The sequence below is a fragment of the Arcticibacter sp. MXS-1 genome (assembly GCF_041902385.1).
Lineage (GTDB): Bacteria > Bacteroidota > Bacteroidia > Sphingobacteriales > Sphingobacteriaceae > Arcticibacter.
The window spans coordinates 276,862-292,166 of the sequence record NZ_CP169244.1; the positions used below are offsets into that span (position 1 = coordinate 276,862).

Annotated in this window: 15 protein-coding genes; 8 read left to right on the plus strand and 7 right to left on the minus strand. The window is 50.2% G+C overall.

Features of this window, described 5'->3' with window-relative positions:
* Nucleotides 1–509: 509 nt before the first annotated feature.
* The 4 genes from ACES2C_RS01045 to ppk1 all read right to left on the minus strand — a co-directional run bounded on the left by ACES2C_RS01045 (nt 510) and on the right by ppk1 (nt 5,941).
* Nucleotides 510–1,805, minus strand: coding sequence for a glycosyltransferase family 4 protein (locus tag ACES2C_RS01045; RefSeq protein ID WP_374165175.1), 1,296 nt, complete (start codon nt 1,803–1,805; stop codon nt 510–512).
* 4 nt (nt 1,806–1,809) lie between these two features.
* Nucleotides 1,810–2,850 (minus strand): glycosyltransferase family 4 protein, encoded by a 1,041-nt coding sequence (locus ACES2C_RS01050; RefSeq protein ID WP_374165176.1) that lies wholly within the window; start codon nt 2,848–2,850, stop codon nt 1,810–1,812.
* A 161-nt stretch (nt 2,851–3,011) separates the two neighbouring features.
* Nucleotides 3,012–3,890 carry an exopolyphosphatase gene (locus ACES2C_RS01055; protein WP_374165177.1) on the minus strand — a complete coding sequence of 293 codons (879 nt, stop codon included), beginning with the start codon at nt 3,888–3,890 and terminating at the stop codon, nt 3,012–3,014.
* Nucleotides 3,887–5,941 carry a polyphosphate kinase 1 gene (ppk1, locus tag ACES2C_RS01060; protein ID WP_374165178.1) on the minus strand — a complete coding sequence of 685 codons (2,055 nt, stop codon included), beginning with the start codon at nt 5,939–5,941 and terminating at the stop codon, nt 3,887–3,889. The genes ACES2C_RS01055 and ppk1 overlap by 4 nt, the downstream gene beginning before the upstream one ends.
* Nucleotides 5,942–6,137: 196 nt before the next feature.
* Here ppk1 and ACES2C_RS01065 point away from each other — a divergent pair, with 196 nt between their 5' ends.
* The 6 genes from ACES2C_RS01065 to ACES2C_RS01090 all read left to right on the plus strand — a co-directional run bounded on the left by ACES2C_RS01065 (nt 6,138) and on the right by ACES2C_RS01090 (nt 10,678).
* On the plus strand, nt 6,138–6,629 hold the full coding sequence (locus ACES2C_RS01065; RefSeq protein ID WP_374165179.1) for a YajQ family cyclic di-GMP-binding protein: 492 nt from the start codon (nt 6,138–6,140) through the stop codon (nt 6,627–6,629).
* 47 nt (nt 6,630–6,676) lie between these two features.
* Nucleotides 6,677–7,096 carry a GNAT family N-acetyltransferase gene (locus ACES2C_RS01070; RefSeq protein ID WP_374165180.1) on the plus strand — a complete coding sequence of 140 codons (420 nt, stop codon included), beginning with the start codon at nt 6,677–6,679 and terminating at the stop codon, nt 7,094–7,096.
* A gap of 242 nt (nt 7,097–7,338) precedes the next feature.
* Entirely contained in the window at nt 7,339–7,794 is a 456-nt protein-coding gene (locus ACES2C_RS01075; protein WP_374165181.1) for a YbhB/YbcL family Raf kinase inhibitor-like protein, read from the plus strand.
* 17 nt (nt 7,795–7,811) lie between these two features.
* The gene (locus ACES2C_RS01080) at nt 7,812–8,942 is read left to right on the plus strand and encodes a glycosyltransferase family 9 protein (protein WP_374165182.1); all 1,131 of its coding nucleotides are present in this window, start codon (nt 7,812–7,814) and stop codon (nt 8,940–8,942) included.
* Nucleotides 8,943–8,956: 14 nt separating this feature from the next.
* A complete protein-coding gene (locus ACES2C_RS01085) occupies nt 8,957–9,769 on the plus strand; it encodes a glycosyltransferase family 2 protein (RefSeq protein WP_374165183.1) in 813 nt (270 codons plus the stop codon).
* Nucleotides 9,770–9,853: 84 nt separating this feature from the next.
* Nucleotides 9,854–10,678, plus strand: a complete 825-nt coding sequence (locus tag ACES2C_RS01090; protein WP_374165184.1) for a universal stress protein — start codon at nt 9,854–9,856, stop codon at nt 10,676–10,678.
* 193 nt (nt 10,679–10,871) lie between these two features.
* Here ACES2C_RS01090 and ACES2C_RS01095 read toward each other — a convergent pair whose 3' ends face one another.
* The 3 genes from ACES2C_RS01095 to ACES2C_RS01105 all read right to left on the minus strand — a co-directional run bounded on the left by ACES2C_RS01095 (nt 10,872) and on the right by ACES2C_RS01105 (nt 13,895).
* Entirely contained in the window at nt 10,872–11,087 is a 216-nt protein-coding gene (locus ACES2C_RS01095; protein ID WP_374165185.1) for a heavy-metal-associated domain-containing protein, read from the minus strand.
* A 63-nt stretch (nt 11,088–11,150) separates the two neighbouring features.
* The gene (locus ACES2C_RS01100; RefSeq protein WP_374165186.1) at nt 11,151–13,370 is read right to left on the minus strand and encodes a heavy metal translocating P-type ATPase; all 2,220 of its coding nucleotides are present in this window, start codon (nt 13,368–13,370) and stop codon (nt 11,151–11,153) included.
* 90 nt (nt 13,371–13,460) lie between these two features.
* Nucleotides 13,461–13,895, minus strand: coding sequence for a nucleoside deaminase (locus tag ACES2C_RS01105; protein WP_374165187.1), 435 nt, complete (start codon nt 13,893–13,895; stop codon nt 13,461–13,463).
* A gap of 87 nt (nt 13,896–13,982) precedes the next feature.
* Between ACES2C_RS01105 and ACES2C_RS01110 the strand changes: the two genes are divergently transcribed.
* The gene (locus ACES2C_RS01110; protein WP_374165188.1) at nt 13,983–14,186 is read left to right on the plus strand and encodes a hypothetical protein; all 204 of its coding nucleotides are present in this window, start codon (nt 13,983–13,985) and stop codon (nt 14,184–14,186) included.
* 381 nt (nt 14,187–14,567) lie between these two features.
* Nucleotides 14,568–15,248 (plus strand): MCP four helix bundle domain-containing protein, encoded by a 681-nt coding sequence (locus ACES2C_RS01115; RefSeq protein WP_374165189.1) that lies wholly within the window; start codon nt 14,568–14,570, stop codon nt 15,246–15,248.
* The last annotated feature ends 57 nt before the right edge of the window (nt 15,249–15,305 follow it).

The window sequence follows — 15,305 nt, forward strand, 5'->3', positions numbered from 1 at the left end:
GTAACTTTCAGTTCTATATGAGAATATTTTATCTCACTTAAATTGCAATTTCTACTGCCCGCATTCGCACTTCTGCATTTGCTATACTACTAGATATTCATTACTGGATACGATCGGCTTGATGCGCTCGACTTGATGCGATCCTCAATTAGCGAAAGGCCCGGCTCCGCAACTCATATCTCGACACTTACTGCTTGATACTTGCTGCCGCGGGGCTCATATCCTAATACCCACAACCCGCCGCTCACAGCTTACTACTCGATACTTGCTACTCTCCTACAGCCCACAACTCCTATCTTGCTACCCACCCGCAACCCGCACCCCATAACACAACTCATATCTCATATCTTGATACTTGCTACCCACTCGCAACTCGCAACCCGCAACCCGCAACGCATAGCACACAACTCATATCTCATATCTCATATCTCATATCTCATATCTTGATACCTGCTACTTGCTACCCACTCACAACCCGCCACCCACAACACACAACTCATATCGTCCCCCTACGCTGCCTGGCTTTTCTTGTTCAGCTTGATCTGAGTTTGCAGATCGAGAGACGACTCATAAGTAAGGAGAAGCACACGTTCGTACAGATTGCCGGTCATTTTGGCGACATTTTCCCAGGTAAACATCGTATTCACGCGTTTCAGAGACTCCCTGCTCATACGCTTCAGGAGAGACTTGTCGGCCAGCATCTCGTTGATTCTCTCAGCCAATACAGGCGGATCATTGGGCGGCACCAGGAAGCCGGTCTTTCCATCGATCACACTGTATTTGATGCCTCCCACGTTCGAACCGATCACCGGGGTACCGCAGGCCATAGCTTCCAGAGGCGTAATGCCAAAGGGCTCATACCATGGGGTGGTAATGAAGATATCAGCCGCAGCATAGTAATACTTCAGGGCATTCCGGTTGCGGCGTCCAACAAAAGTTACCGAAGCAGACACACCCTTCTCTGCTGCAATAGCCTGCAGCCTTGCCAGTTCCGGACAGGTTTCAGGATCAGGAACATCTGTTTCGCCGCCTACAATCACCAGGCGCACCCGCTTATCCGTCTCTCTCAGGTGTTCCAGACTGCGGATCACATTGTCCACTCCCTTGCGGGGCACCATGCGGCCCAGCTGAAGCAGTATATACTCATTATCATGAAGATTCAGCAGCTTTCTTGCCTCCGACTTATCCATCGGGCGGAACTCCTCGGGACTAAAGCCACATGGTATCACTGTGATCTTACGGGCCGAGGCATTATAGTACTCAATAAGGTCCTCACGATCCTGCGGACACTCCGCAATGATCTTGTCAGCTTTGCGGATCGTTTCCTCTTCAATCAGCAGGCGCTCGGCAGGAAACTTGTCCTGCTCCTTCTGATGAACCCGCCTTACGTGCCCAAGAGCATGGAAGGTAACAACAAAAGGAATATCGAGGATCGTCTTGATCTCTGCAGCTACTTTTGCAGACATGAAGAAGTTCGCATGTATCAGCTCGTACTGCACATGTTCATCCAGTATAAAGGAGAGCATGCTATCGCGAAATTCCGGCATAAACTGCAAAAGTTCTTCCTTTGCCACGAATGACACAGGTCCTGCTTTCACGTGTATCACACGCACCCCCGGCATCCAGTCAACCACCTGCGGCTGCTCCGGGTCATCCCATCTTGTAAAGACATCTATCTCAAAGTCTGTTCTGGCCAAAAATTTAGCAAGTTCCGCAACATATACATTTTGTCCTCCACTGTCAACGCCTCCGAGGGTCGCCAGCGGAGATGCATGCTCGCTGATAAAAGCTATTCTCTTCTTCATGAATTTATAAGTAAGATGTATGATTTGTTTTTCTAGGCCTCGGCTTCGATCCTGATGCTTTTTTCCTTGCCGCACCGGCAGAAATCACCCTGCTGAAAGTCTCTTCCCAGTCACGTGCAAAGCGCTGAATATTAAACCGCTCCCGCGCAACTTTCTGCCCTTCACGCCCCAGCTCCCTGGCAAGCTCGGGATTGCCAAGCAAGCCCTTCATCTTGTCGGCCAGGTAGTTAATATCGGTGTGCACATAACCCGAAACTTCATTCCGGATAACCGTAACCAGCTCGGTAGTAGCAAGTCCAACCACCGGAATACCAATCATCATAGTCTCCAGAATAGACAGTCCAAGGCTGGTGTATCTGATCGGGTTAAAGAAAAAGCGATACTGGCTGATGAATTCAGGCAGCTGCCCGTGTTTAATTTCTCCTAGTCCCAGTTCTTCCGCTCCCATTCCCACCAGATCAAGAGGAACCTGCTTCTTTAATTCAAGGAATACATCCAGTCCCAGCCGCCGTCCGCGTTTTTGGATATTGTTTATAACAACAATTCCTTTTTCCAGTTTTCCGCTATATTCTACCCCCGGATCAATCACCCCGTGATCAATTACATGCGTAGGAGTACGGTTGTTATCCCACATCAGGTTGTTAAAATGCGTCACATGCACCAGCAGTACATCCGGATCATCCACCACATGTTTGGTGTCCGTAGGTACCTGCCGCGGCGGATCGTGCTCCAGGTAGATCTTCGGCAATTCTCTTTGCTCTGCGCTTAGTATTTCGTATTGGTCGGTTTGGTAGTTTTTTGCCGACTGAAACAAGATGCAGTCCAGCTCAAGGTTTTTTACTTCCCCGGCAGGAACAACATGCAGATTGTCGCCAAAAGGAAAAGTTTCACCCCTTCCGTAATAGCCTTCGGTTTTATCTTCTTTTACAGGAATATAAACATCATAGTTACCCTGACAAAGGTAGTACAGGTAGCTGCCGTGGATATGCCAGGTAAATACTTTAGGTCGCTTTGATTGAGTAGTGAAAGAGTGAATATCTTGCATAAGTTTTCATAGATTCTTATGCAATAACACTTTCTTAGAAGAACAGTTTTTTAGTGGTCAGCGAAATATGTGTTTTTCGGCCGAAACAAGCGTTTCGCCTGGGTAAAATTCGCTTCTCAATAGGTATATGAGGCGGAGAATCACCATTCTCCGCCTTTCTGCTAACGCAGGTTCTTATCAATAAGGGTTTCGATAATACCGTCGACCATGCCCACACGGGGAACGAAGATCTGCCTCACAGAGGCCCATTTCATTACCGTCAGGTAGATTTCACAGGCGGGAATGATCACGTCGGCGCGGTCCTGATTTAGACCCAGCACGCTGATCCTTTCCTTAAGGGAGTGCGATCTCAGATGAAGGTAGATATCATTCAGCTTCCCGATACTAAGCGGTTTTCCATCCTTCTCTTCAGATAGTCTGAACAGCTTATTAATATTTCCGCCCGTCCCGATGCCAAGCATGTGCTTATACTTGCGGGTGTGGTCTTTAATCCACTCTTTCATTTCATCCCAGGTTTCGGGCTCGTCCGCATTATCCAGCATACGAACAGTCCCGATCGGAAAAGAGCGCGAAACTTCTACCCTGCCCTCGGTAAAAACAGAAAGCTCGGTACTTCCCCCGCCTACATCAATGTACAGGTAGTTTTTATTATGCTCCAGGTTCTCGGCAATATGCGTCGAGTAAATAATATTCGCTTCCTTCTGTCCCTCCACAATCTCCAGGTCAATGTCGGCCTCAGTCCTCACACGGCTCACCACATCCGCTCCGTTCTTCGCTTCCCGCATTGCAGATGTAGCGCAGGCCATATAGTCCTCCACCCGGTATACGTCCATCAGGAGCCTGAAGCCCTTCATCGTCTTTACCAGATCTTCCATCTTTGCAGGCGATATTTTCTTGTCCAGAAAAGCGTCATCCCCCAGGCGCAAGGGCACCCGGATGAGCGTATTCTTCTTAAAGGTGATGTCCTGTCCTTTTTGAATAATGTCTGCTATCAGCAAGCGCACTGCGTTTGAACCGATATCAATAGCTCCGTATCTCAATTCAATTTCTTATTTTTAAGGTAAGTATATATGTCTGTCTGGGCCCTGTATTTACGGCCTCTTCCGGCTCTCCTGTACCGGTTATTATTCTGTTTGTTAATCTCCCTCGCCTTGGTGTTGTCCCTCAGCTGGATGGAAATGATGTCGCGGATTTCCTGCTTTACCCCTTCGTCCAGAACCGGGAATCCTACTTCTACCCTGCGGTCAAGATTCCTCGTCATGAAGTCGGCCGAAGAAAGATAGATCTTCTCATCTCCCCCGTTGGTAAAGATCCATACCCGCGCATGCTCCAGGTACTTATCCACGATGCTGATCACCCTGATGTTTTCACTCAGCCCGATCATGCCTGGCACCAGGCAGCACATTCCTCTGATAATCAGCTGCACCTCCACCCCTGCGGCTCCCGCCTCATAGATCTTGTCGATCATCTCTTCATCGGCAAGGCTGTTCATCTTCAGGATCATACCCGCCGGCTTTCCCTCCTTCTTGTTGCGGATCTCCGTATCAATCAGTGCATAGATCTTTTTCCGCGTTTCCAGCGGCGACACGATCAGGTAGTGATAGTCAGAATAGAAGATCTTTTTCTCCAGTCCCCTGAAGAGCTTCTTCAGCTCCCTGGCAATGCCCTGGTGGGTGGTAAACACGCTATGATCGCAATAAAGCCTCGCGGTCTTCTCATTGAAATTGCCGGTCGCCAGGTTGGCATAATAAACAGCCTTCCCCTTTTCCATGCGGGTGATCAGACAGATCTTCGAATGCACCTTATAGTCCATCAGTCCGTAGTTCACCAACACACCCTCTTCCTCAAGCCGGTTTGTCCAGTAAATATTATTCTGTTCATCAAAACGCGCCTTAAGTTCCACCAGGCAGTTCACCTTTTTGCCGTTCTTGGCCGCGTTGATCAGCGCATTAATGACCCTTGAGTTCTGAGCCAGCCGGTACAGCGTAATATGAATTTCGGTTACCTTCGGATCAATGGCAGCCTCGCGCAGGAAGTGGATGATATAATCAAACGACTGGTAAGGCAGGTTGATCAGATAGTCCCTTCTGGCAATCTGACTGAAGATACTCTTCGACAGGTCAAGGTCCTGCACCCCGAGGGGCTCCGCTCTGGGGTATTCCAGCTCCTTCCTTCCCACATTCGGGAAGTTGATAAAATCTTTAAAGTTATGATAGCGGTTTCCCGGAATAAGGCCGTCGCCATCCAGGTGAAGGTGTTCCACCAGATACTTCAGCATGTCATCGGGCATCGCATTGTCATACAGCAGCCGCATGGGCTTCCCCTTTTTCCGCTTCTGCAAACTCTTGGTCAGGGCTTCCACAAACTTCTCACTCACCGTCCGGTCGAGCTCTATTTCCGCATCACGGGTAAGCTGAATAGAATAAGCCTCCACCGTCGGGTAATCGAAAATAAAGTAGATCTCATCCAGGCAGTACCGGATAATATCGTCGAGCAGGATGATGAAGCGGAGGTCATTGGTCTCAGGAAGCACCACGAAGCGCTCCAGGCTCTCAACCGGTATTTCCATCAGGCTGTACCTGCACTTGTCCTTCTTGCTCAGTTTTACGAAGAAATAGATCGCCCGGTCCTTCATTTCAGGAAAGGGCTTGTCATCGTTCAGCATCACCGGAACGAGTGTGGAGAGCAGCTTGTCGCGAAAATAGCCCCGCAGAAACTCGCCTCTCTTTACATTAAGCTGGTGTTCATTGATGATGAAGATCTTCTCCTCGGCCAGCTCGCGGATGATCTCGTTCTCATACAGATCGTCAAACTTCCGCTCCAGCCTGACCACCAGGTTCTTGATCTCCTTCAGTATCTTCTTCGGGTTATATCCCAGCTGCTCCTTGGCCTTGGTATTAATATTGGAAAGGCGCGCCAGTGTAGGAACCCGCACGCGATAAAACTCGTCGAGGTTAGAAGAAAAAATGGCTAAAAAACGCAGCCTTTCAATCAACGGAACAGTTTTGTCCGCAGCCTCCTGCAATACCCGTTCATTAAAATACAACCAGCTTATCTCTCGGTTGATGATAAGACCTTTCTGTTTAGCCATGTGAATTATTAAGCTTCCAGCCGCCAGGGCGAAAGCACAAAACTGCTTTTTTACTGTTAAGTTAATATTAAGTTATACTACAAATACAAGGGATTTTGCAAATTGTTAATTAATTTAACCTAATTCAGTCCGGCCGCTGGTTTGTTATTCCTATATTTATACTTTCGACTTACCTTTGAGCCCTAATTTTACTTTTATGCCATCATTTGATATTGTAAGCAAGATAGACGGACAGACCCTGGATAATGCCATCAACAACGCAAAGAAGGAGATCCTCAACCGTTACGACTTTAATGATTCGAAGAGCACAGTGGAGCTCGACAAAAAAACCAACGAAATCACCATCGTGACCGAAAACGACATGCGTCTCAAAGCCATTCAAGACTCCATTATCTCCCGAATGGTAAAACAAAACCTCGATCCAAAATCGCTGGATATGGGAAAGGAACAGTATGCCTCAGGCAACATGATCAGGAAGGAGATCAAGATCAAGGAAGGGATCGACAAGGAAACATCAAAGAAGATCGTGAAGAAGATTAAAGACAGCGGGTTGAAAGTTCAGGCTTCCATCATGGACGATCAGGTACGCGTGCAGGGCAAAAAGATTGACGACCTGCAGAGCGTGATCGCCCTGCTCAGGGGAGACGATTTCGGACAACCACTTCAATACATCAACATGCGCAACTAGGCAGGAGAACCCTGCCCGCTCTCTGTTTTACTTATGCAACCACCAATATGATCCACATTTCAACCGACCCTGCGCTTCTCGATATTCAGGTCATCTACCACTTCCTCAGCAACAACTCCTACTGGGCTAAAAACATCCCGATGGATGTTGTCGAAAGAGCGATTGAAAACTCCCTGTGCTTTGGCGTCTACGATGGAGACGATCAAGTAGGTTTTGCCCGTGTGATCACCGATCATGCTACCTTTGCTTACCTTGCCGACGTCTTTATTGTGCCAGCCTACCGGGGCCGCGGCCTGTCGAAGAAAATGGTGAGCGCTATTCTCGAACATCCTTCACTGCAGGGGCTGCGCCGCTGGATGCTCGGCACTGCCGACGCGCATGGGCTCTATGAACAATTTGGCTTCAAGCCGCTGGCCAGGCCTGAACGCTTCCTGGAAATCAGCCGCCCCGACATCTACAACAAATAAATCTTTCGCTAAACCTTTATCCCAGTAGCTTGTTTTTGAAGCGGAAACGCCTCACCTGTCTCCGCGGGCACGATCATCTATCAGCTCCGGGGCGTCCGACAATTTCTGATTGAAACGCTCTGCTCCAACACCCGGGCCTGGATAGCCCCGGATAGCAAGAGATCGGGATCAAGCCGGAAAAGAGAAGACCAAAAGAGGGCGGCGCTCCCAACGATGCTTTTCACCCAAAACAACAGATACTGATGAAATTAAAGACGGTTTTTGAACACAACGAAGAAATTCCGCGACCCTACACCTGCCTGGGCCCGAACATCAGCCCGCCCCTTGAGTTTGAAGACCTTCCTGCCGACACGCAAAGCCTTGTTCTGATCTTTGAAGACGTAGACGCTGCGCCCAAAGCATGGACACACTGGATGGTATTTAACATCCCGCCGGCTACGCTAAAGACAGAAGAAGGAACAATCCCCGAAGGAGCCGTTGAAGGGCTTGCCAACAACCACAGTTTCGGCTACGAAGGCCCTTGTCCACGGTACTTTCAGGGCACGCACCACTATTGGTTCCGCCTGTACGCGCTCGACACCATGCTCGACCTGCCTGCGGAATCAGAAAGAGAGGATGTGGAGAATGCCATGCAAGGACACATCCTGGAGAAAGCCGAACTGCTCGGCCTCTGCACTCGTCCTGACGATTTAGAGTAATTATCAATCATCTACCTATGATTCATATTGCTGAGGCTAGGAAAATAGCCGTCCTCAGGGCAAATGCTCTTGGAGATTTTATATTTATCCTCCCTGCCCTGCGTGCGCTCAGGGAGCGCTTTCCCGCCGCTGAAATTGTATTGCTCGGACGCCAGTGGCACAAGCAGTACCTCCAAAACCGGCCAGGGCCGGTAGACCGGGTAATTGTCGTGCCTCCGTACCAGGGCATCAGTGAGGCCGAAGGCTTCACCCCTGACCCGGCAGAGCTCGACCGCTTCTTCACCGAAATGCAGAAAGAAGAATTCGACATCGCATTCCAGCTGCATGGCGGAGGACGAAATTCCAACCCCTTTATACTCAGATTGGGAGCAAAGCTTACCGTGGGACTCAAAACTCCGGATGCAGCATCCCTCGACATCAATGTGCCCTACATCTACTATTTCAGTGAAATGCTGCGCTATCTGGAAGTCGTTGCCCAGGTAGGCGCCAGAACGGAAATGCTCGAACCCGAGATTGCAGTAACCAACGAAGACAAGGCCCTTGCTGCAGAAGTGATTAAAGAGCCGGCAAAGCCGATAGCCGTGATCCATCCCGGGGCTTCCGACAGAAGGAGACACTGGCCTGCCGCCAACTTCGCCCGGCTAGCCGATGAACTTGTTAACCGGGGCTATGCAGTCTACGTCACCGGCATGCCGTTCGAATCGGCTGTTCTCGACGAGGTAGTGAGCTCCTCTGCACAGGGCTCGCAGCTCCATAAGCTCTGCGGAACCTTAAGCTTGTCGGGCATGACGGGACTGCTCGACGCAGCCGAACTTCTCATCTCAAACGATACTGGTCCGCTCCATCTGGCCAGGGCCATGAAGACACCAACCCTGGGCATTTACTGGTGCGGGAACAGCATTACAGGTCTGCCCATGACCACGTCGCTCCATCGCTCGCTGCTTTCCTTCAAGATCGACTGCCCCCTTTGCGGCCTGTCGGCCAGAAAGTTCGGCACATCCGCAGATCCCAATACCTGCTTACACGACACCTCCTTTGTTGCCGACGTAAGCATAGAAGAAGCACTGGAGACGCTTGACGAACTGCTCAGCTATTGCTCCCAAAGAAAAAGCGGCCTGCAGCCTGCAGAGGAATCAAGGGCCGCGTAGCTATCGAACCAGGAATGGAAGTATCAATATTAATCCCGACATATAACCGGGTGACCGCTCTGGCTGCCACCCTGACCGCCTTATGCGCGCAGACATTCAAAGATTTCAATGTCATTGTGGCCGACCAGGGCGAAGTCTCTGCAGCCAGTGACGGAACAATACAGACCGTTTGCCGCCTGCTCGAACTGCACGGAACACCCGTACGTATCCATCAGAACTTTCCACGGCGGGGCATTGCGCAGCAAAGACAGTTCCTGCTTGACAAATCGGAAGGCAGATACTCGCTCTATATGGACGACGACGTGATCCTTGAGCCCGATGTGGTCGAACGAATGCTGAAGGCGCTCAGGGAGGAGAATGCGGGCTTCGCCGGAATGGCACTGGTCGGCTTAAGCTACTTCCATGATGTGAGGCCTCACCAGCAGCAGATTGAATTCTGGAACGGAATGGTAGAGCCCGAAAGGATACGTCCGCATACTCCGCAATGGAACCGCTACCCCCTCCACAATGCTGCGAACATCCACCACGTAGCAGAAAAGCTTTCAATCAGCCCTAAGGAGCAGAGGAAGTATAAGGTGGCCTGGGTGGGCGGATGCATTCTCTACGACACGCAAAAGCTAAGAGAAACCGGAGGCTTCAGCTTCTGGGAAGAGCTGCCTGCCGAACACTGCGGCGAAGATGTCCTCGCGCAGTTAAAGCTGATGGAGAAATACGGCGGGTTCGGCATTATCCCCTCCGGAGCTTACCACCTGGAGCTGCCTACCACCATTGAGAACCGGGAAGTGAACGCCCCCGAGTACTATTTCCAACAGGAAATATCTGAGTAGTGGCTGCATCACATTTTTAAAACTGACTTATATCATTTTTTTCCACATAGGCTCTTCGTATCTTTAGGTATAAACCCGAAAGATATGAAAACGATAATTGTAGCCACCGATTTTTCTAAAGATGCAAATAATGCACTCGAATATGCCGCATCTCTTGCGAAATGCATAAATGCGAAGATTATCCTGTATAACTCTTTTATGCTTCCGGCACATGCGGCCAATACGCTGATGCCCGCGTCGGGAGTTGAAAAGATGATGGCATCCAACAACGCGACACTTGAGTACACAGCGTTAAAGATCTCCTGCACCCATGGTGTAAAAGTGGAATGGGAAAGTAATATCGGCAACATCGAGGAAGAACTCGATCTGCTGGTAGAGAAGCACCAGGCCGATCTGGTGGTACTGGGTATGCGGGGCAACTCACTCGACCAAAAGCTGTTTGGTAACACCACCACCTCCGTGATCCGCCATGCCAAATATCCCGTTCTGGTCGTTCCACAAAGCGTCACCTTTAACGGCATACACAAGATTCTTTTTGCATGCGACAATAACTGCCAGTTCAACCTGGCAACTCTTAAAAAGCTGAACGAAGTAGCTTCAGACCTCCAGGCAGAGGTGCTTGTCCTCCACGTTGAAAAAGCAAAGAAGCTGGTTGCTGAAACCGTTCCTGCCGAAGCCGGTGCACACGGCGAACTCGAATACCACCTTGAAGGAATTAACCACTCGTATCATGATATTGACGGCTGTTCTGTCATTAAAGGTATCGAGCGGGGCATCAAGGAACAAAAAGCAGATATGCTGGTGATGGTGCCTCAGCGCTATGGCTTCTGGAACTCCATCGTTCATAAAAGCAAAACCTGCGAAATGGCGGCAAGGAGCAGCGTGCCCCTGCTTTCCATTCCAAATTAAAAGACCACCGAGACAACATAAAGAAGCCGCTTCCTTAACAGAGCGGCTTCTTTTTTCAGAAAAACTCTCGTGAATTGCGTCTCAAAAGGGACTGAAAGCTGGCGGAACGTTTTTGCCGGCCGTTAAACCTGGCGAAGTGACCTCATGAAGGCCTCCCTTCCTTTCCCTGCCCGGCAATTGCGTTCAATCCTGCTTAACTCAGCTTTTCGATGTTAAACCCGACACCTTTCACCACTTCCTCAACAGCCTCTGCCGGCACGCCGTCTTCAGCTTCAACATTGAGGATCTTGGATGGATTGTTCGTGTCCACTTCCCAGCTGATCACACCTTGAAGCTTGTTAATGGCTGGTGTCACCTTTTCAACACAGCCTGAACAATTGATATTGGTCTTAAACGCATACCTATTCATAATTCTCTTTTTTTAAAAGTTTACAATTTATTTTACTGATTTAACTTATTTATGGCGTAGTCCCTAAAGGGAGGCGAACTTCAGTCGCAGACTATTGGTCACCACGCTTACACTGCTCAGGGCCATTGCCGCACCTGCAATCATGGGGTTGAGCATAAAGCCATTGACCGGAAACAAGATACCGGCTGCCAAAGGGATGCCAATAAGATTATAAATAAAGGCCCAGAACAGGTTCTGCCTGATGACAGCCGTCGTTTTGCGCGACAGGCTGATGGCTTTAGGAATTTGCAGCAGATCGGAAGAGATCAGCGTGATCTTTGCCACATCCATGGCAATATCAGTTCCGCGCCCCATGGCGATGCTCACATCGGCCTGTGCCAGCGCCTGGCTGTCGTTGATCCCGTCTCCCACCATGGCAACCTTTTTTCCCTTTCCCTGCATGGCCTTAACAAAATCTGCCTTGTCGTCTGGCAGCACTTCTGCCTGAAAATGGGGGATACCGGCTTTTCTCGCCACCGCTTCAGCGGTTTTGCTGTTGTCGCCGGTGAGCATATACACGTCCACCCCAGCCGCCTTTAGCTGTCTGATCGCCTCAGGAGTGCTGGCTTTGATACGGTCGGATATCGCCACAACAGCCAGCGCCTCTTCCTGGTCAGCAAACCAGATCACCGTATAAGCTTCCGCCAGCCATTCTTCAGCCCTTGCCGCCAGTGCGGCATCCACCTTCACACCATACGACCCGATCAGCTTCCTGTTGCCGGCATAATAGTTCCTCCCTGCATACTCCGCCTCAATTCCCCCGCCAGTAATACTCTGAAAATGCGGGAGCAAGACATCGCCGGGAGTATCTCCGCGGAGATGCTTCACTACAGCCTCTGCCAGGGGGTGCTCTGAGCGGCTTTCCATGGCATGAAGCACGCCCTTAAGCTCTGCCTCCTTCACACCGCTCTTCCAAACCATGCTGACCACTTCGGGCCGGCCCTCTGTAATGGTCCCGGTTTTGTCGAGCACGATCACATCAACAGCCTTCGCCTGTTCCAGACTTTCAGCGTCCTTGATCAGGATGCCATGTTCTGCACCCTTGCCAACTCCCACCATAATAGCCGTAGGCGTTGCCAGTCCGAGTGCACAGGGGCAGGCAATAACCAGAACCGTCACCATGGCCATAAGTCCCTGGGTGAAGCCGTTGTCCCCGCCGAGGACCACCCAGCAGAGGAAGCTCAGCAGGGCAATGCCGATCACTACCGGCACAAAGATCCCCGCTATTTTATCTACGAGCTTCTGCACGGGCGCTTTACTTCCCTGTGCATCCTGCACCATTTGAATGATATGGGCCAGCAGGGTGTCTTTCCCCACCTTCTGAGCGACAAAACGAAAGTTACCCTTCTGATTGATGGTGCCCGCCAGCACCGCAGATCCCTTTTCTTTCAGCACCGCAACCGGCTCGCCCGACACCATGCTCTCATCCACATAAGAAGAGCCCGAAACCACCTCGCCATCCACGGGAATGCGCTCGCCCGGTTTCACCTGCAAGATATCGCCTGCGTTTACAAACTCCAGCGGCACCTCCTCTTCAGTACCCTGCGGAGAGATGCGCACTACGTTCTTCGGCTGCAGGCCCATTAACTTTTTGATAGCCGAAGAGGTATTCGACTTTGCATTATCTTCCAGCAGACGTCCCAGCAGGATAAAGGCAATTACCACCGCTGCCGCTTCAAAATAGACGTGAGCTTCCAGTCCCCGGCTTTCCCAGAACGCAGGATAAAGGGTATTGAAAACACTGAACAGGTAGGCGATACCGGTGCTCAGCGCAACCAGCGTATCCATATTGGCCGAACCATGTCGTGCCTGCTTCCAGGCGTTAGCAAAAAACTGGCGTCCGAAGATAAGCACCACCGGAGTCGACAGCGCCCACATGATGTAATGCGCATACGGCATATGCATGAAGAACATGCCGATGACCACCAGCGGAACGGAGAACACCGCCGCCCACTTCACTTTCGACTTTAGCTGCGCCAGCTTATGTTCATGCTCTTTCTCCAGCGATTCAGCTACATCCCTGCTTTTTTCAATGATCAGGTCGTAACCTACCGACTGCACCGCCTGCTTCAGCTCTTCCGGATTAGTAGCTGCGGGGTCGTACTCCACAGCAGCTGTATTGCTGGCGAAATTCACACCTGCATATAACACGCCCTTCTGTGCCTTCAATATCGTTTCGGCACTGGACGCGCAGGAAGCACAGCTCAATCCGGTAACCGGGTAATTTTCTTTTATAGTACTCATATATCTTCCTTTTGTACTATACAAATGTCCGGTTGTTCCGGGTATTCCCCTTACATAATTTTTGAAAAGGTTTATATAATTACAGAGCCCTTACAGCTCCATAATGTCCTCATTCCACAACTCCGGCTTTTCCTGAATAAAATCATTCATCATATCGATGCACTCCTGCAGATCCAGGTCGACCACTTCCACACCCTGCGATACCAGAAAGTCCTTTGCTCCGGGAAAGGTCCTCGACTCACCTACAATCACTTTTGGGATCTTGAACTGAACGATAGTCCCGGCGCACATGTAGCAGGGCATCAGGGTTGAATAGATCACGGTACCGCGGTAGCTTCCGATCCTGCCGGCATTATTCAAACAGTCCATCTCACCATGCAGGATGGGATTATTTTCCTGCACGCGCTTATTGTGACCGCTGGCCACCACTTTTCCGTCTTTCACCAGAACCGAGCCAATCGGAATACCCCCTTCAGCAAGTCCCTTTTTGGCTTCTTCTATTGCCAGTCTCATAAATTCGTCCATCGCGTAATACTTTTGGTTTCGATAAAACTACGTATTTCAGGTAAACCTTTCAGGAAATTTAAAGTTTATAGAGCTTAAAAGAAGCCTATGAAACGCGCACATACAGACGAAGAGATTATACAGGCAGCCTCGCAAAAAAGTAAAACAGAGGTTGCAGGTACCGACGACAAGATTGACATCGCCGTCGACCTCGACGACAGTCACGGGGTTTGCCACACATATGTGGTCACTTATAAAAAAGAGGGCGATCAGTGGAGCCCTGCCCAGGTAAGCGAACTGAGTTCCCTTTAAACGCTTCTGGAATGTAACCGGCTATTTACAGGTTCGATATGCGTGCGCACTGGTAGCAGGATCAGTGCGGGGTGACTGCGGTTAAACATCAGAAAAACCGGAGTGAACCCGCACTCAACCCGGACTCACCCCGCACGCAGCAGGTCTTTGAACCGAACATGAAACGGCTTTGGTACCTTCCGGTTTAATCCAGCTGGCAAGGAATTGTCTGTTAAAGATCGTACATCTTCTCTGTCCTGCAAAAAACAATTTATCTTTCCTTATATTTGTATTAGTACGGCAACCGTTATATATCCTGTTCATAACCAGGAACTAACCAACGCAGAACGACGGCCGGCTTTTTCTGGAAACCTGTTTTTAAATTTTCCGTAGGAGACGATTATGAGGTGGACATTTGTGATACAGCAAAAAGTAAAAGTTGCTTGCGTGCTCTTTAGCATCATGCTTCTTATCATGCTTTTCTCTTTCCTTGAGAAAAGGAATATCTCGCAGGTGAACGAATCTGCAACATCGATATACAAGGACCGACTCGTACCGGCGACCGACATCTTTTACCTGTCAGAACATCTTCATGGGAAGCGTTTTCTGATGGAACATCTTCTGAGGCCGGAGGCCAGGGAGACAGCACGGGCAGGCCAGCAGCTGCAGGCCCATAACCGGTCGGTTGACCAGCTGATACAGAAGTTTGAGAAGACCTATCTGGTAGAAGACGAATCGCGTTATCTGGCACAGCTAAAAAGCGAGGTGGAGGCCTACAACCGGCTTGAGGCGCGGATCCTGCATCTGATCGCGCAGGGAGACCAGGCGGGAGCGTCCAGCCTGTATCAGGCAAAAGGCAGGGCGTCGCTTGAGCAAACTACCAGGAAGCTGGCATTGCTGGCCAGGGTGCAGACCACTGTGGCGGGCGAGCTGATCAAGAGTTCTGAAGGAACGGTGGCCTCGGCCAGTCTCATTTCGAGCTTGCAGATCGTCCTGGCCATCATTACAGGCCTCATTGTGCTTTCACTGGTATTTGCTTCGAGGATTACGGTCGACAAAGGCCACGGATACCGCTGGAACTAACCTGCGGGCCGCTCCGGGGAAAAAGAGTAAACATTAGCGTCCATGTGAGGTTAATGT